This is a genomic window from Burkholderia sp. FW306-1C-G01B (assembly GCF_058781685.1).
Genome location: NZ_JBYSWZ010000009.1, coordinates 244,723 through 265,194, shown reverse-complemented (window position 1 = coordinate 265,194; position 20,472 = coordinate 244,723). Strand labels below are relative to the sequence as shown.

The window sequence follows — 20,472 nt, the reverse complement described above, 5'->3', positions numbered from 1 at the left end:
AACCGTCACGCGCGTTCGAGCACGGCCATCTCGCGCACGATCACGAGCAGTACCGCGAGGCTGGCGCCGCCCGACGCGCGCAGGTCCGCGAGCAGGTGCTCGTAGCGCGCGAGCGCGGCGTCGCGGCGCTCGCGCCACGCGCCGACGATCGTCTCCGGCGTGGTCGAATCCGACGATTCCGCGAGCGCGCTCGTTGCGAGCGTGCGCTTCAGTCGCGCGACTTCCGCTAGCGCGGCCGCGCGTGCGAGCATGTCCCAGTGCGTCGGCGTCGGCAGCGTCGCCGCGCGTTCGCCGATCCATCCGTAATTGAGCAGCGTGCCGAGCGAGAAATAGACGCCCGCGACGAGTTCGAGGCTGCGGTTGCAGGTTGCGGCCACTTCGGCGATGTCGAGCAGCGCGGCCGAGATGTCGCCGCTCGCGACGCGCACCGCGAGCGCGCTGTCGACGCCGGCTTCAACGAGCACGCGCTGCCGCTCGGACAGCGCATCGAGCGCGTCGGCCGGCAGCAGCGACGGCAGCTGCGGCGCGAGCCGCTGCGCCGCGTCGCGGCAGCGCGCGATCAGCTCGCTAACGCCGCCGTCGGCCACCGCGCCGGACTGCAAATGACGCAGGAACCACAGCGCCGCGCGCTCCAGCAGCCGTGCGACGTCGACGAACATGCGCGCCTGCACGTCGTCGGCGACGCGGTTGTCGAGCGCGTCGATGTCGCGCCATACCGCATCGAGGTCGAACACGTCGCGCGCCATGATGCACGCGCGCACGATGTCGCCCGGATTCGCGTCGGTTTCCTCCATCAGCCGATGCACGAACGCGCAGCCGACGCGATTGACGAGCGCATTGGTCAGGTGTGTCGCGAGAATCTCGCGGCGCAGCGGATGGCGGCGCATCGGCTCGCTGAAGCGCTGCTGCAGCGGCTTGGGGAAGTAGTCGACGAGCATCGCGGCGACCAGCGGATCCTCGGGCACGTCGGATTCGAGCAGCGCGTCGTAGAGCCACATCTTGCTGTACGCGAGCAGCACCGCGCGCTCCGGCGACGTGAGGCCGAGCTTCGCGGCTTGCCGTTCGGCGACTTCGTCGTCGGTCGGCAGGAACTCGATCACGCGGTTCAGGCGGCCCGCGCGTTCGAGCCAGCGCATCAGGCGCGCCTCGGCGTCGAGCTGCTCGACGCCGTAGCGGCCCGCGATCGACAGCGCCTGCGTCTGGTAGTAATTGTCGCGCAGCACGAGCAGCCCGACTTCGTCGGTCATCTCCGCGAGCAGCGCGTTGCGCTGCTTCCCGGTCATCTCGCCGTCGGAGACGACGAGCCCGAGCAGGATCTTGATGTTGACTTCGTGATCCGAACAATCGACGCCGGCCGAGTTGTCGATCGCATCGGTGTTGATGCGGCCGCCGCGCTGCGCGAACTCGATGCGGCCGAACTGCGTGCAGCCGAGGTTGCCGCCTTCGCCGACCACCTTGCAGCGCAGGTCCGCGCCGTTCACGCGCACCGCGTCGTTCGCGCGGTCGCCGACCTGCAGGTGGGTTTCGCGCGCGGCCTTCACGTAGGTGCCGATGCCGCCGTTGTACAGCAGGTCGACCGGCGCCTGCAGGATCGCACGGATCAGCTCGGTCGGCGGCAGCGCGTGCGCGTCGATGCCGAGCGCGGCCTGCACGCCCGGCGACAGCGGGATCGTCTTCGCGGTGCGCGGATAGACGCCGCCGCCCGCCGAAATCGCGGCCGGGTCGTAGTCGGCCCAGCTCGACCGTTCGAGCGCGAACATCCGCTGGCGCTCCGCGAAGCTGACCGCCGGATCGGGGTTCGGGTCGAGGAACACGTGCCGGTGATCGAACGCGGCGACGAGCCGGATATGCGGCGACAGCAGCATTCCGTTGCCGAACACGTCGCCCGACATGTCGCCGACGCCGACTACCGTGAAGTCGGTCGTCTGCGTATCGATGCCCATCTCGCGGAAGTGCCGCTTCACCGATTCCCACGCGCCGCGCGCGGTGATCGCCATCTTCTTGTGGTCGTAGCCGACCGAGCCGCCGGACGCGAACGCGTCGTCGAGCCAGAAGCCGTATTCGTGCGAGATCGCGTTCGCGTAGTCGGAGAAGGTGGCCGTGCCCTTGTCGGCGGCGACGACCAGATACGGATCGTCCGGGTCGTGGCGCACGACGTCGGGCGGCGGCACGATCGCGTTGCCGACCAGGTTGTCGGTCAGGTCGAGCAGGCCGCGCAGGAACGTCTGGTAGCACGCGATGCCTTCGCGCATCCACGCTTCGCGATCGCTCGGCGGCGGCGGGTTCTTCACGACGAAGCCGCCTTTCGAGCCGACCGGCACGATCACGACGTTCTTCACCATCTGCGCCTTCATCAGCCCGAGCACCTCGGTGCGGAAATCCTCGCGGCGATCCGACCAGCGCAGCCCGCCGCGCGCGACGCGGCCGCCGCGCAGGTGCACGCCTTCGACGCGCGGCGAATACACCCAGATTTCGAACATCGGCTTCGGTTCGGGCAGGCCCGGCACTTTCGCCGGATTGAACTTGAACGACAGGTAGGGTTTCGATTCGCCGTTCGCGTCGAGCAGGAAGTAGTTGGTGCGCTCGGTCGCGTTGATCACGCCGAGGAACTGGCGCAGGATGCGGTCCTCGTCGAGGTTGGGCACCTGGTCGAGCGCAGCTTCGATCGCCTTCAGCAGCCGTTCGGCCTGCACGTCGCGCGTGTCGCCGGTGCGCGGGTCGAAGCGCAGCAGGAACAGCTCGACGAACTGGCGCGCGATCGCCGGATTGCCGGTCAGCGCGCGTTCGATATACGCGTCGCTGAACGTCGAGCCGACCTGTCGCAGGTATTTCGCATACGCGCGCAGGATCGTCACTTCGCGCGCGCTCAGGTGCGCGCGCAGCACGAGGCGGTTGAAGTCGTCGTTCTCGATCCGGCCGCTCCAGATCCGGTCGAACGCATCCTCGAACAGGCCTTTCACGCGCTCGATGTCGAACTCGGTATCGTCGGCGAGTTCGAGCCCGAAGTCGTGCACCCATGCGTGCGCGGCGTCCTGCGTCTGGATCCGGTACGGCCGCTCCTCGTCGACGCGCACGCCGAGATGCTCGAGCATCGGCAGGCTGCGCGACAGCGCGATCGGGTCGCCCGTGCGATAGACCTTGAAGCGAAACGCGCGCGCCCCGGCCTCGATCGGCCGGTACAGGTTCATCGCGAGCTGGCCCGAATCCTTCACGCGCTCGATCAGCTCGATGTCGCGCACGGCCGTGCGCGCCGGATAGTCGTCGCGATAGCCGGCCGGGAACGAGTCTGCATAGCGTTGCAGCAGGCGGTTGCCTTGTTCTTCGCCGAACGCGTCGAGCAGTGCGTCGGCGAGATCGTCCTGCCAGCGGCGCGCCACCTGAACGAGCCGCGTTTCGAGCTCGCGCGTGTCGACGTCGGGCATCGTGCCCGGCTCCGCATGCACGACGAAATGAATGCGCGCGATCGCCGATTCCGACAGCAGCGGCGTGAATTCGACGTTCACGCCGTTGTACGCGTCGACGAGCAGCTTCGCGATGCGCCGGCGCAGGTCGGTGTTGTACTTGTCGCGCGGCACGAACACGAGACACGACACGAAGCGGTCGAACCGGTCGCGGCGCACGAACAGGCGCGTGCGCTGGTGTTCCTGCAGCCGCAGGATGCCGAGCGCGATGTCGTAGAGCTGGTCTTCGTCGGCCTGGAACAGCTCGTCGCGCGGATAGGTTTCGAGCACCGTCACGAGCGTCTTGCCGAGATGCCCCTTCGGAAGGAAGCCTGCACGCTGCACGATGTTCGCGCACTTGCGGCGCACGATCGGGATCTCGGCGCTCGACACCATGTATGCGGTCGACGTGTAGAGCCCGATGAAGCGGCGCTCGCCGGTGATCTTGCCGTCGGCGCCGACGAGCTTCACGCCCACGTAGTCGAGATAGCCGGGCCGGTGCACGGTCGCGCGCGAATTCGCCTTGGTCAGGAAGATCGGCCAGGAGCCGGTGATGATGTCGGCGGCGGCCTTCGGCAGCGGCGTCACGTCCGACGCGCCCGACGTGCGCAGCGATTCGCGCAGGATGCCGAGGCCCGTGCCCTCGATGCCGCGCAGGCCGAAGCCGGTGCCATCCGACACCAGCGCGTAGTCGCGGTGGCCGAGGAACGTGAAGTGATCGGCGGCCATCCATTCGAGGAACGCGCGCGCCTCGATGTCCTCCGTGGTCGATTCGCGCGCTTTCATGTCCTTGATCGTCGCGCGCACGATGTCGACGATCTTCGGCCAGTCCTCGACCGATGCGCGCACGTCGCCGAGCACGCGCGCGATGTCCTCGCGCAGCGTGTCGAGCAGCGCGGCGTCGCCGCAGCGATCGACTTCGAAATGGATGAACGACGCGAGTTGCGACTGGCCGTCGCCGGACGTCGCGCCGCCCGCGTCGACGCGCTCGATGCCGCCGTTGGCGCCGCGCCAGATGCGGAACACGGGATGCAGTGCCGAATGCAGCGCGAGCCCGAGGCGGTTGACGGCCATCGTCACCGAGTCGACGAGGAACGGCATGTCGTCGTTGACGATCTCGATCACCGTGTGGTCGGAATGCCAGCCGTGCTGTTCGAGGATCGGGTTGTATACGCGCAGCCGTTCGCTGCCGGGCACGTATTTCTGGGCGGTCTGCCAGTGCGCCATCGCGGCGCCGTAGAGGTCGGCGATGCTGCGGTCCTGGAGATCGTCGGCGTCGACGAAATCGTAGTAATGACGCAGGAAAGGTTCGACGATCCGGAACGTGGCTTCGGGCAGGCGCTCGCGCGCGAATTCGACGACGTCGGAGAGCAGGTGTGCGACGACTTCCTCGTTCTTCGCTTCCATGGCGGTCTCCCGGGTGGCCATTGGCTGCTGCGTCTGTCCGGCATTATGCGCCGATTGCGTGACAAAGCGATGTGCGGGCGCACAACGGCGGAGCCGGGGGACGGCGCGAACGCGCGCTAGTCGAGCCGCTCGGGCTTCAGATCGGGGTGCCGTGCATGGAGTGGATTCATGAAGTCGACCAGCATCGTGGTGAGCAAGGAGGAGACGAATTCGCGATAGGTCGCGAACTCGTGTTCGGAGCAGGTTTCCTTGACTTGCTGAAGCGATCGATCCAGTTCCGCGCCCATGGACAGGATCATCTCGTTCAACGCCGAGGCGATGCGTGTGTTCTCGATCATGCGGTCTCCTTCGAGCGCTGCGATGTCGCGGCGCGGCCGTTCAGGCTCCGGCCTGGTTCGAGCTCGTTTTGCCCGGCGGGTTCCGTAGGGACTGCGTTACGCCTGTCAGCCCTCGTCGCTCCACAGCTTCCCGGCCGTCGCCCAGTTCTCCTTCTTCACGTCGGTCAGGATGATGTCGACCGAGCCCGGCGCGCAGCCGAGCGTCTCGCACGTGACGCGCGTGATCGCTTCGACGAATTCGCGCTTCTGGTCGACGGTGCGGCCTTCGAACAGCTGGATATTGAAAGTCGGCATGACAGGTGCTCCGGTTGGGTTTGAACGATTCGGCCGCGGTTGCGGCGATGGTTGCGGCGTCAGTCGCGATACGACGGATCGATCCGGTCGAGCCGGCGCAGCAGCGCCGGCCATTCCAGTTCGCCTTCGATCGCGCCGCCGCCGCGCAGTTGTTCGGCGGTGCGGTCGGCGACGGCCGGGTCGGGCAGCACGAGCGGCCCGCCGCCCGCCTGCGCGCGCACCTGGATGTCGCACGCCTTGATCAGCGTATCCATCAGCACATAGGCTTCGGCAACGGTGCGGCCGACCGTCAGCGTGCCGTGATTGCGCAGCAGCATCGCGGATTTCGCGCCGAGGTTCGCGGTCAGCCGCGCGCCTTCGGCCGGCGAGAACGCGAGCGCCTCGTAGTCGTGGTACGCGAGGTCGCGATGAAAGCGCAGCGCGTGCTGCGATGCGGGCAACAGCCCGTCGCGCTGGATCGACACGGCAATGCCGGCCGTATTGTGCAGATGCATCACGCACACGGCGTCGGCGCGTGCGGCATGCACGGCCGCGTGCAGCGCGAAGCCCGTCACGTTGACCGCGTGCTCGCTGTCGCCGATCCGGTTGCCGGCCAGGTCGATCTTCACGAGGTTCGATGCGCGGACCTCGTCGAACGCGAGGCCGAACGGGTTGATCAGGAAATGGCCGGGCTCGCCGGGCACGGTCGCGGAAAGGTGCGTGTAGATCAGGTCGTCCCAGCCGTTCAGCGCGACGAGCCGATACGCGGCGGCGAGATCGACGCGCAGCCGGCGTTCGGCGTCCGAGATCGGGCCGCCGGGTTTCACGGCATCAGGACGGTGTGCGAATGACGACATCGGGTTCTCCGAGGGTGAAGCGGCGCGCGACGGCCACCGTGACCCACGACGCGAGCACGAACGGGGCCGTGAACGCGGGGATGCCCGCGCATGTCGCGAGCCACTGGATCAGTGCGGCGAGCGCGGCGGCCGCGAATGCCGCGCGCGGGCCGCGCGGCGCCAACGCGAGCGCGGCGAGCGCGCCGTTGAAGCCGAGCAGGCCGTCGGCGAACGACGTGCCGTTCGCGCCGAGCGCGAGCAGCAGCACGGCCGACACGATGGCGCCGCCGAGCGCGAACGCGGCCGCGCGGCGCGACGCGGCGGCGATGCCGGCGACGATCAGCGCGCCGGCCCACGCGCCTTGCGCGAAGATGGTCTGCGCGATGCCCGAGAGCAGCGCGTCGGCGATGGAAGAAAGCGTCAGTGTCGCGCCAGCCGTTGCGCCGCTCGCATGCGGCGGCGCAACAAACGACAGCCACAGCGCGGTAACGGCGAGGCACGGGCTCGAATACGGACACTGGCGCCAGCGGGCGAGCGGCGCGCGCATCGCGCGTTGCACGAGTGCCGCGCCGATGGCGACCAGCGGCACCAGCGCGAGCGCGGCGAGCGGACGGGGCGCGAGCAGCACGGCGATCAGCGCGGCGAGCGCGCCGTTGAAGCCGTGCAGCCCCAGTTCGACGTCGCGCCGCTCGGCGCCCGTCAGCACGGCGGTCATGCTCGCGGCGGCCGAGCCGACCAGCGCCGCGCACGCGAGCCGCACGTCGGTCAACGCCAGCGCGGCGAGCAGCAGCGCGCCGGTGAACGCATTCGCCTGCAGCACGATCTGCCCGATGCCGCGCAGCAGGATGCGCAGGTCGATCGACGGCGAGGCGGAGCGGGCGGTAGGCATGGTGGCGGCGGGACAGGACGAGCCGCGAGCATAGGACACAATTCCATGCACCGGAATAGGGAATCCTGGATAGTCAGGATTTGTGGGCGGCGCCCCGAATTGGGGCGGAAAGCGTTGTCCAAGATGCGTTTGTCAGGCGCATTAGCGTTTTTTTGGAGTTTCTCTATTTTGGTAGCAAATTTTGGTCGTCGTTAGATTTTCCGTGCCCCTGCGAACGCGTTAGCGTTTTCGGGTAGGATCCGGAAATTGGTAGTATTTTCGCGGCCTCGGTAGGAGATTTTTCCATGCAAGTCGGCTTCAAGGCTCTGGCTGCTCGCTACGGTATTACGCTCGCACAACCTCTGCGTGTCGATTCGGTCATCGGCACCGGACGTGCGAGCCGGGAAACTGATGAGCAGGTAGAAAACCGGTATCCGCCCAGCTATCGACCCACCGACGACTTCGCCGGCCATTTTGAATTCGGACTCAAGTACGAAGAGCTTCACTTCGAGTTTTTTGCACGCCTGTTTGCAGCCGTGGGACCGGAGCCGATCGAAATGTGGTGCCGAAATGCCCCCTTTGGCCAATACGCCCGACGCGCGGGTTTCTTGTACGAGTGGCTGACAGGCAGGCGCCTGAATGTGCCTGACGTGACCAACGGCGGCTATGTCAACGCCGTTTCTCCGACTGAATACCTTACTCGCACAGAGTCGCTTCGCGTTCGCCGTTGGCGCGTGCACGACAACTTGCCGGGAACGCCCGCGTTCTGCCCGCTGGTTCGGCGAACTGCGGCGGTGCAGGCAGCGCTGCAGTTCGACTTGGGCACCGCATTGAGAGAGTTGGATCGCGTTTTCGGGGCCGACATCCTGATGCGGACAGCCAGCTGGTTGACGTTCAAGGAGTCGCGGGCGAGCTTTCTCATCGAGAAAGAGGCTGATCAGACCGACCGCATCCAGCGGTTTGCACACGTCATCGCGCAATACTGCGGCCGTATCGACGCTCCACTAAGCGACCGTAGCCTGCATACTCTGCAAGCCGGCATTCTGGGCCACGATGCGTTCGGTTTGGGGTTGCGGCGTTCGCCGGTCTTTGTAGGGCAGGCGACGATGCGCGAGAATATCGTGCATTACATTGCTCCTGCGTTCGAGGACGTGGCGGCGATGCTGGAGGGCCTCGGTGAATTCGAGGCCGCGACTCGAGGCGCAGAGCCGCTGGCACGTGCCGCTGCGTTGGCATTCGGCTTCGTTTATATCCACCCTATGCGAGACGGCAACGGCCGGATTCATCGCTTTCTAATCAACGATTCTCTGGTGCGGGACAAGGCGGTGCCGGATGGCGTGATATTGCCGATCTCGGCAACCATCACGAGTTCGACGGAGTTCCGTGCCGGTTACGATCGCACGCTCGAGGTGTTTTCTCGCTGCTTCATGCGCCGCTATGCAACGTCCTATCGGTTCGGAGAACTGGTGACCTATGAGGACGGGACGCTGAGCAACTTCGTATTCGACGACTACGAAGATGCGCGCTTCGCTTGGCGTTATCCGGATCTGACGGCTCACGTTCTGTATACCGCGCGAGTTGTCGAGCACACGATTCGCACGGAGATGGCCGATGAAGCCAGGACGCTGCTGATCTTTCAGCTTGCCCAGGAGCGGCTCAAGGAGGTCGTGGAGATGCCGGGCCCGGATGCTGACCGTATCATTCGCTCTGTCAAGGAAAACGGCTGGCAAATCTCCGGCAAGCTGAAGCAGCAGTATCCGCAGCTGGAGAATGAGCGCAGGGCGTCGCGAGTCGTGGAAGCTATCCGGTCCTCGTTTGAAGGCAGGGACATGAACTTCGACAACGAATGACGCTCGTTGGATTTGTCGACAGTGAAATTCCGGATGGTCGGAATGTATGCGACGATCCTTCGCATTGAGTAAACCCGGAGGCGGAAGGATGCGCGAAGTGCGTTGGGCGTCGCTCGAGGGCGACGGGGCCGAACATCTGACGTTCGACCGGAGCGGCGGCGGGATCGTCGTCGAAAGCGCGGTGGTCGGCCAGCGGTACGGCCGCGCATACGGGCTCGCGTATCGCGTCGAGTGCGATTCGCACTGGCGCGTGACGTATGCGGTGCTCAAGGTGATGGGCGGCGGCACGCTCGAACTGCGCGGCGACGGCGCAGGCCACTGGCACGACGGCGCGGGCCGCGCGCTGCCGGAGCTCGACGGCTGCGTCGACATCGACATCGCGGCGACGCCGTTCACGAATTCGCTGCCGATCGGCCGCCTCGGGCTCGCGCGCGGCGAGCGGCGGCCGATCGACGTCGCGTACATCTCGACGCCGGACCTGAAGGTCACGCCGGTCAAGCAGGCCTACGCGTGCATCGAGCCGGGCCGGCGCTACCGCTACGAAGGCATCTTCAGGAATTTCACGGCCGAGATGGACATCGACGACGACGGGCTCGTCGTCGACTACGAGACGCTGTTCAGGCGCCTGCCGACGCCGGCGGTGCGCTGAACCGCGGCGGTCGTGACCGCCGGCCGCTCCTGCGCGGACGCGAAGCGGTCGATCCGCGACGCGATCATGTCCGGGTGGCGCAGCACGATCCAGTGCGTGCCGTCGATTTCCTCGCGCACGTGGTCGCCGAGCCAGCGGTCGAGGTCGACCGACATTTCGGGCGTCACGTAGCGGTCGCGCACGGGCACCAGGATCTGCACGGGCGCCTGCGCATACCGTTCGCGCGGCTTGCGTGCCCGTGCGAGGAAGTTCGCGCGGTAAAGCTGCAGGCCGTTCAGCGCATTCTTCAGTTGCACGGGGTCGCGCTCGGCGCGAACGCGTTCGGTGAGCTGCAGCCAGCGCGGCCACAGCGCCGCGCCGCCGAGTCGCCACACCAGCGACGGCACGAACGGCAGGTGGAAGAACGCGATGTACCACGACTTCAGGCTCTGCTTGAGCCGCAGCTTCGCGCGGAACACGTGATCGAGGCACGGGCCCGAGATCGACGTGTACGACGCGATCCGGCCACGGAACGCGGGGTCGGTCACGGCCTCCCAGCACTGGATCGAGCCCCAGTCGTGGCCGACGAGGTGGAACGGCCGGCCGCCGCAGGTCGCGTCGGCCACCGCCTTCAGGTCGTCGGCAAGCCGCGCGAGCGTGTAGTCGGCACGGCGGCGCGGCGCATCGGACGCGCCGGCGCCGCGCACGTCGTACGCGATCACGCGGTAGCGCTTCGCGAGCCGTGCGCGGATCGGCGCCCACACGGCCGCCGAATCGGGGTAGCCGTGCACGAGGATCAGCGGCGGCGCGCGACGCGATCCGCTTACGTAGACGGCGAGTTTCACGTCGCCGGACTGGACGGTCAGCATCTCGTGAGCGCGCGCCATCGCGTCATGCCTGCGCAACCGGATGCAGCGGCACGCGGCGCGGGGCGGCCTGCGCCGCGTAGCGCGCGTTGGTCGCGTCGATGTTCTCGAGCAGCGTGTCGAGCCCCTGCAGGTACTGGTGGTTGTCGTGGTCCCACGGGTGGAAGCCCGGGCGGAAGTAGTCGAGCCATTCCCGCGCGATGCTCGGGAACACGCCGTGCTTCGGGCCGTACAGGTACTTCACGAGGCGCCACATACCGCCGAACTTGCCGTGTTCGCGACGGTGCGCGCGCATCAGGCGCACGTGGAAGTCGAACACGATCGCCCAGAAGAACACCGTCGTCGTCAGCATCGTGCCCGTGCGCAGCAGGTAGCTGCCGAGGCCCGGCTTCATCACGGTGGTCCATACGTCGTACGACACCGCCTTGTGCTCGGTTTCCTCCATCGCATGCCACATCCACATCTGCTGGTAGCCTTCGACCGAGCCGTCGATGCGGTGCTCGTGGCCCGACAGCAGCTGGTTCGCGAGAATCGCCGTGTAGTGCTCGAGCGCGATCGTGATCGCGAGCTGCATCGAATGCGGCAGCACCTTCTTGAACCAGCCGAGGATCGTCCACAGGCGCTTGTCGAGCTTGTGCGCGGGCAGGCCCGACGCCTGCAGCAGGTCGTTGTATTCGATGTGCTCGCGCGTGTGCATTGCTTCCTGGCCGATGAAGCCGAGCACCTGCTTCTTCAGCTCGGGATCCTCGATCCGGTCGCGGTAGTTGCGCACCGAATCCATGAAGAAGCGTTCGCCGGCCGGGAACAGCAGCGACAGTGCGTTCATGAAGTGCGTGACCGGCACGCCCTGCACGTGCCAGTCGCGCGCGCGTTCGGGCGGCAGCGCGAAACGGATGTCGCGCCGCACGGGCATCATGTTCGGGGTCGTCATGATTGTTCTCCTCCCTGATTACCTGCGTTGTTGTAGGTGGCGTGCAGCGGGGCGGGCGCCGGCGTGCCGCGTGCGGCGTCGCGGCGGGCCTTCGCGGCCTCGCGGCGCGTCGCGAGCACGACGAGCGCCTGATACGCGGACGGCAGGACGCGCGCCATCCAGTCGCCGGCCTTCGCATCGCGGCCGATCAGCACGCGGCGCTTGTTGCGGCGCACGCCGGCGAGGATCGTGCGCGCGGCGTCGTCGGCGGTCGTGATGAAGAACTTCTCGAACGTGTCCCTGCCTTGCTGCTCGCTCGCGACCATGAAGCCGACCATGTTCTTCGACACGCGGCTGGCCTGCGCGATGTTCGTGCGGATGCCGCCCGGATGCACGCAGGTCGCCGACACGCCGCACTTCATCATGTCGAGCTCCTGGCGCAGCGATTCGGTGAAGCCGCGCACCGCGAACTTGGTCGCGTTGTAGCCGCTCATGCCCGGTTGCGCGAAGATCCCGAACAGGCTCGACGTGTTGATCACGTGGCCGTCGCCGGATGCCTTCAGGTGCGGCAGGAACGCCTTCGTGCCGTGCACGACACCCCAGAAATTGATGTTCACGATCCACTCGAGATCGCTGTAGTCCATCCCTTCGATCGTGCTCGACAGCGCGACGCCCGCGTTGTTGAAGATCAGGTTGACCTTTCCGTGTTCCTTCGCGGTGTCGTCGGCCCACGCGAACATCGCGTCGCGCTCGCCGACGTCGAGCACGCGCGTCGACACGCGCACGTTCGGCGCGATCGCGCGGACGATCCGTTCGGTTTCGGCGAGGCCGACGCCGTTCTTGTCGGCGAGCGACACATGGCAGCCGGCCTGCGCGAGCTGGATCGCGAGCGAGCGGCCCATGCCCGAGCCGGCACCCGTGATCGCGGCGACCTTGTTGGCGAAATCTCTCATGTCGTTGGCTCCTTGTCGGGCTCAGGCCGCTTCGGCGGAAGTGGAGGCGGAAGCGGCGGGCGCGGCGATCGGCCGCGCGATCGTGTCGTGCGGTGCGCGATACGCGTGGTAATCGGCGATCGAGAAGCGCGCGGTCGCCTGGCGGAAACGCCACGTGAAGCCCGGCCACAGCGTCGTGTTCTTGCCCGTGCGCGGATCGAGATACCAGCTCTTGCAGCCGCCCGTCGACCAGATCGCTTTCTTCAGCTTGCCTTGAAGGTCGCTGTTGAACTGAGCTTCGACGAGCGGACGCACCTCGATCGCGTCCGCGCGCTCGCGGCGCATCGCCTGCAGCGCGCCGAGGATGTATTCGATCTGCGACTCGATCATGAACACCATCGAGTTGTGGCCGAGGCCCGTGTTCGGGCCGACGATCATGAAGAAGTTCGGGTAGCCGGGCAGCGTCGAGCCGAGATACGCATGCGCGCCGTCGCGCCACGCGTCGACGATGTCGAGGCCGCCGCGGCCGACGATCGCGCCGCGCGGATACGGATCGGCGACCTGGAAGCCGGTGCCGTAGATCAGGCAGTCGACTTCATGGCGGCGGCCGTCGGTCGTCACGACCGCGTCGGCTTCGATATGGTCGATGCCGGTCGTGATCACGTCGACGTTCTTGCGCGACAGCGCCGGGTAGTAGTCGTTCGAGATCAGCACGCGCTTGCAGCCGAGCGTGTAGTTCGGCGTGACGGTCTTGCGCAGCTCCGGATCGGGAATCTGCTTGAGGATGTGGCGCAGCGCGAGCTTCTGCACGTTCTTCATCAGCGACGGATGGATCGCGAAGCCGAGCACGCGCGATTCGAGCATCCAGTAGATGCCGCTGCGCACCACCTTCTGCGTGAACGGCAGCGTGCGGAACAGCCATTTCTCGAACCCGGTCAGGTTGCGGTCGGGTTTCGGCATGATCCACGGCGGCGTGCGCTGGAACAGCGCGAGCGCCTTCACGCGCGGCGCGATCTGCGGCACGAACTGGATCGCGCTCGCGCCGGTGCCGATCACCGCGACGCGCTTGCCTGCGAGCGCGTAGTCGTGATCCCACTGCTGCGAATGGAACGCGCGGCCCCGGAAATTCTCGACGCCCGGAATTGCCGGCAGCGCGGCGCGCGACAGGCCGCCCATCCCCGACACCAGCACGCGCGCGGACAGCCGCTTGCCGTTCGCGAACGTGAGGCGCCAGCGCTGCGCGGCCTCGTCGTACTCGGCGCGCTGCAGCTCGTGGTTCATGCGCAGGTGCGGGCCGATCCCGAAGCGCTGCACGCAGTCTTCCAGATACGCGCGGATTTCCGGCTGCGGCGCGAACATGCGCGTCCAGCGCGGGTTCGGCGCGAACGAGAACGAATAGACGTGCGATTGCACGTCGCATGCACACCCGGGGTAGTGATTGTCGCGCCACGTGCCGCCGACCGACGCGGCCTTCTCGAGGACGACGAAGTCGGTCACGCCTGTTTGCCGCAGGCGGATCGCCATCCCGAGACCGGCGAAGCCGGTGCCGATGATGGCGATGTCGATGGTTTCGTCCAGGCCGTCGTGGCCGGGCGGACCGAAAGGCAACGTGCGAGCATTCATCCGGGTGTCTCCGATTTGGCTCATTTTTTAATGTTACATTGGTTGATGTAACGATAGTGGGTGAGCCCGGAAACCGCAAGAGGCTAGAAGCGGCGCTCTAAGGGCCGGAAAACCAGGCGGGAAAAGGCTGAGCGGGGTTTGGAACAGCGCATTTTCCGCAATGCGGGATACGCGGAAAGACGCGTCGATACGGGCGGAGCGGGGCGGAGAGGAGACCGCCGGCATGCGGCGGTCTGTTTGAAACGGAATCAGGGGCGGATCGATCGGGCGGCCGTCTCATGGAAAACCCCGGCCACGATCGTGACCTGCGCGAGCGCGTAGAGGCCCCAGATCAGGTAATCGATGCCCGGAAAACCGCCGAGGAACCGGCCGACGCCGATCAGCGTATCGGAGCCGACGAAGATCAGGCTGCCGACGGCCACCAGCGGGCCGTGCGAGCGGGCGGCGAGCGCGAAGCTCGCCATCGCGCACAGCACGAGCATGTAGACGGCGACCGGTGCCAGCAGTTCGCCGAGGTGCGGCAGGAAGGCGAGGTAGAACGCGGGCGCGGCGATCCACAGCCCGATCAGCGCGACGATGCGCCAGCCATGCGGCCGCGCGCGCCAGCGCAGGAAGATCGCGCAATAGCACAGGTGCGTGAGCAGGAACGCGCCGAGGCCGAGGACGAACGACAGCGGCCAGTCGGGCAGCGCGAGCAGCACGTCGCCGAGCACGGCCGTCGCGAGCGCCGCGCACAGCCACGCGCGTTCGCGCGGCGCGCCGCTGGTGCTGCCCGCCGCGAGCAGCAGGATGCCCATCGCGGCTTTCGCGGCGGCCTGGCCCGGATAGGGCGCGGCGGCGAGCGACAGCCCGTACAGCAGCGCGGCGGCGACGGCGAGCGGCCAGAGCCGGCGGTAGGTGGCGGGAAGCGTGGCGATCAAGGCGGGTGTCTCCGGTTTGTTTTTTTCTGCGGTGGACGGCGCGCCGTCGTCGTCGTCGGCGCGGCTGCGGCCATTATCCGGAAGAAAGGGCGGGCGAAAACCGGCGAATCCTTCTAGGACGCGGTCGGGATGACACGTGCAGGTGTGTGCCCGCCGCCGCCGCGATCCGGTGCTGCCGGGTGACGATGCGCGGCCGTTGCCGCCGGATTTTTCAACGCGTTGCCCCTGCTGAACCGGGGCAACGGCTCCAATTCGGCTTGCTATGATCGCCGCGGTATTGCCGTTGTCGTTGTCCCGCCCGGCCGCGCGACTGGATGCGCAAGCCGGTGCGTGCCCGATGAATCCACGCCGTGCCCGGCCCGCGCGCCCATGCAACGCGAGGCCGAGCCGGCCCCCATGAAAACAGGTCCGACCATGACCGAACTTCTCCATGGCGACGGCGCGATCCGTCGCACGACGCCGTACGGCTCCTCGATCGAAAACACCTATGCGGGCGTGCTGTCGTTCATGCGCCGCAACTATTCGCGCGCGCTCGACGGCGTCGACGTCGCGATTTCCGGCGTGCCGCTCGACCTCGCGACCACCTATCGCTCGGGCGCACGGCTCGGGCCGGCCGCAATCCGAGCGGCGAGCGTTCAGCTCGCGGAGCTCAATCCGTATCCGTGGGGCTTCGATCCGTTCGACGATCTCGCGGCCGTCGACTACGGCGACTGCTGGTTCGATGCGCACAACCCGCTGTCGATCAAGCCCGCGATCGTCGAGCATGCGCGCACGATCCTGCGCTCGGGCGCGAAGATGCTGACGCTCGGCGGCGATCACTACATTACGTATCCGCTGCTGGTCGCGCACGCGGAGCGCTACGGCAAGCCGCTGTCGCTGATCCATTTCGACGCGCACTGCGATACGTGGGCCGACGACGATCCGGACAGCCTCAATCACGGCACGATGTTTTACAAGGCCGTGAAGGAAGGGCTGATCGATCCCGCGACGTCGGTGCAGGTCGGCATCCGCACGTGGAACGACGATTTTCTCGGGATCGAGCGGCTCGATGCCGCGTGGGTGCACGACCACGGTTCGCGCGCGGCGGTCGAGCGGATCGTCGACATTGTCGGCGCGCGGCCCGCGTATCTGACGTTCGATATCGACTGCCTCGATCCGGCGTTTGCGCCCGGCACGGGCACGCCGGTCGCGGGCGGGCTATCGTCCGCGCAGGCGCTGGCGATTGTGCGTGCGCTCGGGGCGGTGAACCTGGTTGGGGCGGATGTTGTCGAGGTCGCGCCCGCTTACGATCATGCGGACATTACTGCGATCGCGGCCGCGCATGTTGCGTGCGATTTGCTGTGTCTATGGCGGCAGAAGAAGGTGGCGGGGGCGTTGAAGTAGGGCGATGGTCGACCTTCACCACGCGGGCTTGTTGCTCAAGTACGAGGTACCCACGACGCACGATCTGTTCGGGTGCTGGCTGGCGTGAGCCGCGCGCGCATCGACGGCACCTCTGTGCGGATTCTCCATGACGATCTCCTTTCAGGCTAACGGGATCGAGTGTGCGCATCTTCCGGCGGCGCTATCCGACTCGTTCCTGCGCTGCGGGGGCTCACGGCCTGAAAACAGGTTCCGAGGTCGATAAGTCGCTGCATTGCATGCGATGGCAATCCGCTTCCACGCAAGCATGAGTCATCCGAGCGGAAAATAGGTGACGTCCAGGGCGGGGGGCGCGACGGGCGTCTGCGAGAGGAGCGTATGAACTTGGCCGCGATGGTGGGCGTGATGAATGAAAATGTGGGAAAGAACGAGTTGAAGAGGTTTTCGTTGCGGCGTTCCATCCATGCTCGTGTAGTCGATGTTTTTCTCCAGGTCGTTGCATGCGACCGTGCCGACAATGCGGACAAGCCGCCCATCCTCCGTTAGTCTTGCGGTTCGCAGGCTCTCGAAATCCCGGCAGACGACATGGTCCAGGGACGGGATGTCATGCCCTTCCCCGGAGAGCCGGCCGAGCCAGATGCGGTCGGTGGCAAGCAGATGATTGAGCGTATTGTGGATCGAGCCGAAGGCGCAGGCGCGCTCGAGAAAATAGTCGTCCGACGAAAGCCTGGCGCATGCGTCGTATAGGAGGCCATTCGCCCAGACGGTCCAACGTGCCAACATCTCGAAGTTGTTCCTCATCACCGTTCCTTTGTCTTTCGATAGCCGCACGGGTAATCTATTGGCCCTGATGGCCCCTGTCGATGGCGTTTTTCTGATCAGCTATAAGGCCCGATGATGCCTGTCCGCCGTGATCCGCCCCAGACCCACTTGCTTCGCGCCTTTGAGGCTGTCGCCCGGCTGAAGAGTTTCAAGCAGGCGGCTGTCGAAATCGGCGTGTCACAGAGTGCGGTCAGCCAGCGCGTGGCGGCTCTCGAAACCCGCCTCGATACATGCCTGATCCATCGAGACCATGGCCGCTTCGAATTGACCCGCGATGGCCTTGCTTATCTGGCAACAGCGGAAGGCGTGCTGAGAACGCTGGCGCGCGCGGACAACAGGCTTGCGGATCGCCGCGACACTGTCCGCATGACGGTTGTCTCGTCCTTTGCGCACTGCTGGCTCGCTCCCCGACTCGAATCGCTCTCCCAGTCCTTTGAAGACATCTGTCTCGATCTGCATGTTTCCGACGAGATCGTAGCCATCGACGAAGGCGAATACGATCTCGCGATCCGCTTGCATCCGAGGGCTGGTATCCCGGGAGAGCGGATGACGGCAACCGACGACGTGCTCATCCCGGTCCACGCGCCCGGCAGTCGGGCGAGCCGTGCCGGGCGCCCGGACCCGTTCGACGGTATGAGGTTGCTCGAAGATGACTGCAGCCGTCTCGGCGGATCTCGCCACCAATCGTGGGACGCATGGTATGAGTTCAACGGATGCGATATTCCGCGAGAGCGCAGGCGGATCGTGTTCAGCGATGCGGGCTTGATGATCGAGGCCGCGCGCCGCGGGGCAGGCGTCGCTCTCGCACGCCAATCGCTGGTGGCGGACCATTTGGCTGCCGGCGAATTGGTGAAATTCGACGGAACGCCGCTCGAATGCGTGGGGCAGACATCATTGATTCAACGACGAGCGAGCAGTCGCAGCAAGGCAAGTCAGCGCGTCGCAAAATGGCTTCTTGATGCCGTGTCCGCCGATGACGCTTAGGATCGCTTGTCGTGTTTTTGGGACGGTGGTCTGGAAGTCGGGCGATATTTTCAAGAGCCACGATAGCCATTCCCCAACCTAACTGCCGGTGTGATCCGCCCCAACCACCTCCTTGGTGAAGGCGAGCAGGAGCTCGCTGAGCCGAACCGGCTGCTCCTGCTGGATCCAGTGACCGGCGCCGTCGATCATCTCGATGCCCGCCATTCTCGTCGTCGCCTTCGTCCTCATGAGATCGAGCGCGCCCGGCGCCGAATACGTACCCCAATCGCTCTTGCCGCCAATGAAGAGCGACGGGACATCGATCGTCTTGCCCGAAAACAGGCGCAACTCAGCGTTTAGGTCAGGATCGGAAAAGACGCGATAAGCCTGCAGGGCGCCTTGAAACCCCGTGCGGCCATACTCCTCCGTGTACACCCCAAGTTCCGGCTCGGTGAGCCATTTGCTGGCCAGGACCTCGGCGGCGGAGGGTTGGAATGGCGCGACGGTCTCGGGCATCGTCTTGCCGAGATCCATGACGTAATAGGTGGGCATTTGCGCAAGTTCTGCGGCGGTCAGCGCCTTCAACGGATGCGGCTTATTTCCCGGCCAGTCGGCGCTCTTGACGTAGAAAAATGCACGAAGAAACGCGTGTAAGCCTTGAGGGGGTGCCACATGTCATGGTTCGCCTCCCGTGTGCTCAGGTATTGCTGGTAATACTCTCTCGGCGGGTCGAGCGCAGCCAGCGCGGCCGCCAGCTTTTGATTGCCGGTATTCGGTTGAACCGACGATACCTCGCTTTCCGCAATGTTGAACGGAAGCGTCGGCGGACCGGGGAACGGTGCGCTCATCAGCACTACCGAGGGAAAGACGTCAGGTCGGGCTAGCGCACAATAGGCCGCGACGGGCGATCCGAGGTCGTGCCCGACGAGCATTGCCGTACGCCGATACCCCAACGCCAAAACCAATCCGAGGGCGTCACGCGCCATATTCAAAAGGCTGAAAGGCGCCAGCTGGGCGTCATAGTCGTTCATCCAACCGGTGGTGCGGCCAAAACCCCGCTGGTCGGGCGCCACGACATGGTAGCCGGCGTCGGCCAGAATCGGGATCAGGTGTCGCCAGCCGTAAGCCAAATCGGGAAAACCGTGCAGAAGCAATGCAAGCGGCCGGCCGGGGGGCTCGTAACCGGCCTCGAGAATATGGACATCGAGGCCGTTGACCCCGTGGATCATGCGCGAGCGGACCGTCTTCGGAAGCGTTCCACCGCCATATGTTGATGCGGACAAGTCAACTCCTCCTATGGGGGTTGCGCGGGCGGGTCGAATCAAAGGGGCAAACAGGCTGACCGCGCCCATCGCCAGGAAGGCTCGTCGGGACGCCGTTGGCCTGAAGCGATGTGGGCGACTCATGATGGAACACCCCGTCCGCGTGCAAGCGCTGTCTTCAGCTTCAGCGAAAACGCACGCGACGAACGATTCGCCCGGCGGCCGGGCAATCGAGGACGAGCAGCCCCGACACGAAGACGCTCTGCATGGGATGAGCGAGAAAACCCGCGCGTTTCACGTTGAGTTTCAGCTATTCGTGCCGCGATCTGGGGAGGCTGCGGATCACTGAACGAACCTTCTTGACTTGCGATTGGGTCGAGGGGCATCGCCGGGCTCCGGATATGGCGATCACCATACTATGCCAATCGCCATAGAATCATCAAGCGAAACGTGCTATGTTCTCGGCATGCCACGTAAGACTGACGCCCGCGCTCGCGCGATTGCCACGGCTCAACGACTGTTTCGCATCCAGGGCTACACTGCGACGGGATTGACCCAGATCCTTGAAGAAAGCGGTGCGCCTAAAGGATCGTTCTACTTTCACTTTCCACGCGGCAAGGCACAACTCGCAGAAGAAGCAATCGATAATTACATTGCGAATCGAATTGCTGTACTACGGGACATCTCGGCGAATACGACGGGTGATGCTCTGAATTTTGTTCATCAGATTTTCAGGACATTCGCGGCTGAAATGGTCGCCTCTGATTTCCAGTATGGATGTCTGATGCAAAATCTGGCGAATGAGCTGCCCGCGCTCGACGCCGAGCTGACCAAACGGATAGCACGCGGGTTTGTTGAGTCGACCGAGATTATCGCGGAGCATTTTAGGGGGTGCGGTTTCGCTCCCACGCGCGCGTCCTCTACCGCAGCCGCATTGGTAGCCGCCCTCGAAGGCGCGCGGACGATCGCCCGCCTGGAACGCACACCCGCTGTATTCGAGGCGCTGGCAGAGGTTAGTGTTCAAAGGTGGGCTGCCTCCGAGGGGTGATCCGGTCCAATGTTCCCGGTCGGACGAAATTGGCCCCGATCATCCTACGAAGAGCGTCGATCTTTCGCGCATGTCCGTTTGCAGACGCTCAGCCGCCGGATGAATGTCTTAGCCTTGTCCATTG

Annotated in this window: 16 protein-coding genes and 1 pseudogene; 5 read left to right on the top strand and 12 right to left on the bottom strand. The window is 65.7% G+C overall.

All coding sequences use genetic code 11. The annotated features are described in order from the left end of the window. Positions 1–5: 5 nt before the first annotated feature. From AC3WLY_RS19885 to AC3WLY_RS19865, 5 genes are all read right to left on the bottom strand, one after another. Positions 6–4,847: an NAD-glutamate dehydrogenase gene (locus AC3WLY_RS19885; protein ID WP_492310401.1), complete on the bottom strand. Its 4,842-nt coding sequence runs from the start codon at positions 4,845–4,847 to the stop codon at positions 6–8. A 116-nt stretch (positions 4,848–4,963) separates the two neighbouring features. After that, the gene (locus tag AC3WLY_RS19880; protein WP_310141000.1) at positions 4,964–5,185 is read right to left on the bottom strand and encodes a hypothetical protein; all 222 of its coding nucleotides are present in this window, start codon (positions 5,183–5,185) and stop codon (positions 4,964–4,966) included. Between the two features lie 105 nt (positions 5,186–5,290). Next, the gene (locus AC3WLY_RS19875; RefSeq protein ID WP_072443320.1) at positions 5,291–5,479 is read right to left on the bottom strand and encodes a 4-oxalocrotonate tautomerase; all 189 of its coding nucleotides are present in this window, start codon (positions 5,477–5,479) and stop codon (positions 5,291–5,293) included. Between the two features lie 59 nt (positions 5,480–5,538). Next, positions 5,539–6,315 (bottom strand): class II aldolase/adducin family protein, encoded by a 777-nt coding sequence (locus tag AC3WLY_RS19870; protein WP_492310400.1) that lies wholly within the window; start codon positions 6,313–6,315, stop codon positions 5,539–5,541. Further along, complete coding sequence (locus AC3WLY_RS19865) at positions 6,290–7,183, bottom strand: urea transporter (protein ID WP_492310399.1); 894 nt, start codon at positions 7,181–7,183, stop codon at positions 6,290–6,292. The genes AC3WLY_RS19870 and AC3WLY_RS19865 overlap by 26 nt, the downstream gene beginning before the upstream one ends. 284 nt (positions 7,184–7,467) lie before the next feature. On the opposite strand from AC3WLY_RS19865, the gene AC3WLY_RS19860 reads away from it, so the two are divergent. After that, positions 7,468–9,012, top strand: coding sequence for a Fic family protein (locus AC3WLY_RS19860; RefSeq protein WP_175959366.1), 1,545 nt, complete (start codon positions 7,468–7,470; stop codon positions 9,010–9,012). A gap of 88 nt (positions 9,013–9,100) precedes the next feature. Beyond that, the gene (locus tag AC3WLY_RS19855; protein WP_072443312.1) at positions 9,101–9,661 is read left to right on the top strand and encodes a putative glycolipid-binding domain-containing protein; all 561 of its coding nucleotides are present in this window, start codon (positions 9,101–9,103) and stop codon (positions 9,659–9,661) included. Here the strand turns inward: AC3WLY_RS19855 and AC3WLY_RS19850 are convergent. The 5 genes from AC3WLY_RS19850 to AC3WLY_RS19830 all read right to left on the bottom strand — a co-directional run bounded on the left by AC3WLY_RS19850 (position 9,616) and on the right by AC3WLY_RS19830 (position 14,891). Continuing rightward, positions 9,616–10,527, bottom strand: a complete 912-nt coding sequence (locus AC3WLY_RS19850) for an alpha/beta fold hydrolase (RefSeq protein WP_492310398.1) — start codon at positions 10,525–10,527, stop codon at positions 9,616–9,618. The two genes, AC3WLY_RS19855 and AC3WLY_RS19850, sit on opposite strands and share 46 nt — an antisense overlap. 4 nt (positions 10,528–10,531) lie before the next feature. Next, complete coding sequence (locus tag AC3WLY_RS19845) at positions 10,532–11,437, bottom strand: metal-dependent hydrolase (protein WP_310141010.1); 906 nt, start codon at positions 11,435–11,437, stop codon at positions 10,532–10,534. Further along, entirely contained in the window at positions 11,434–12,369 is a 936-nt protein-coding gene (locus AC3WLY_RS19840) for an SDR family NAD(P)-dependent oxidoreductase (protein WP_492310397.1), read from the bottom strand. The genes AC3WLY_RS19845 and AC3WLY_RS19840 overlap by 4 nt, the downstream gene beginning before the upstream one ends. 21 nt (positions 12,370–12,390) lie before the next feature. Beyond that, positions 12,391–13,971: a flavin-containing monooxygenase gene (locus AC3WLY_RS19835; RefSeq protein WP_492310396.1), complete on the bottom strand. Its 1,581-nt coding sequence runs from the start codon at positions 13,969–13,971 to the stop codon at positions 12,391–12,393. A gap of 248 nt (positions 13,972–14,219) precedes the next feature. Next, on the bottom strand, positions 14,220–14,891 hold the full coding sequence (locus AC3WLY_RS19830; RefSeq protein ID WP_492310395.1) for a lysoplasmalogenase: 672 nt from the start codon (positions 14,889–14,891) through the stop codon (positions 14,220–14,222). Between the two features lie 414 nt (positions 14,892–15,305). On the opposite strand from AC3WLY_RS19830, the gene speB reads away from it, so the two are divergent. Next, positions 15,306–16,274, top strand: coding sequence for an agmatinase (gene speB / locus AC3WLY_RS19825; protein ID WP_175959360.1), 969 nt, complete (start codon positions 15,306–15,308; stop codon positions 16,272–16,274). A gap of 291 nt (positions 16,275–16,565) precedes the next feature. On the opposite strand, the gene AC3WLY_RS19820 is transcribed toward speB, so the two are convergent. Beyond that, the gene (locus tag AC3WLY_RS19820) at positions 16,566–17,054 is read right to left on the bottom strand and encodes a DinB family protein (RefSeq protein WP_492310394.1); all 489 of its coding nucleotides are present in this window, start codon (positions 17,052–17,054) and stop codon (positions 16,566–16,568) included. 129 nt (positions 17,055–17,183) lie between these two features. On the opposite strand from AC3WLY_RS19820, the gene AC3WLY_RS19815 reads away from it, so the two are divergent. Beyond that, positions 17,184–18,059 carry a LysR family transcriptional regulator gene (locus AC3WLY_RS19815; RefSeq protein ID WP_492310393.1) on the top strand — a complete coding sequence of 292 codons (876 nt, stop codon included), beginning with the start codon at positions 17,184–17,186 and terminating at the stop codon, positions 18,057–18,059. 78 nt (positions 18,060–18,137) lie between these two features. On the opposite strand, the pseudogene AC3WLY_RS19810 reads toward AC3WLY_RS19815, so the two are convergent. Next, positions 18,138–19,267, bottom strand: a pseudogene (locus AC3WLY_RS19810) (alpha/beta fold hydrolase). Between the two features lie 451 nt (positions 19,268–19,718). Between AC3WLY_RS19810 and AC3WLY_RS19805 the strand changes: the two are divergent. Beyond that, positions 19,719–20,348: a TetR/AcrR family transcriptional regulator gene (locus tag AC3WLY_RS19805; protein ID WP_425132468.1), complete on the top strand. Its 630-nt coding sequence runs from the start codon at positions 19,719–19,721 to the stop codon at positions 20,346–20,348. Positions 20,349–20,472 lie beyond the last annotated feature (124 nt).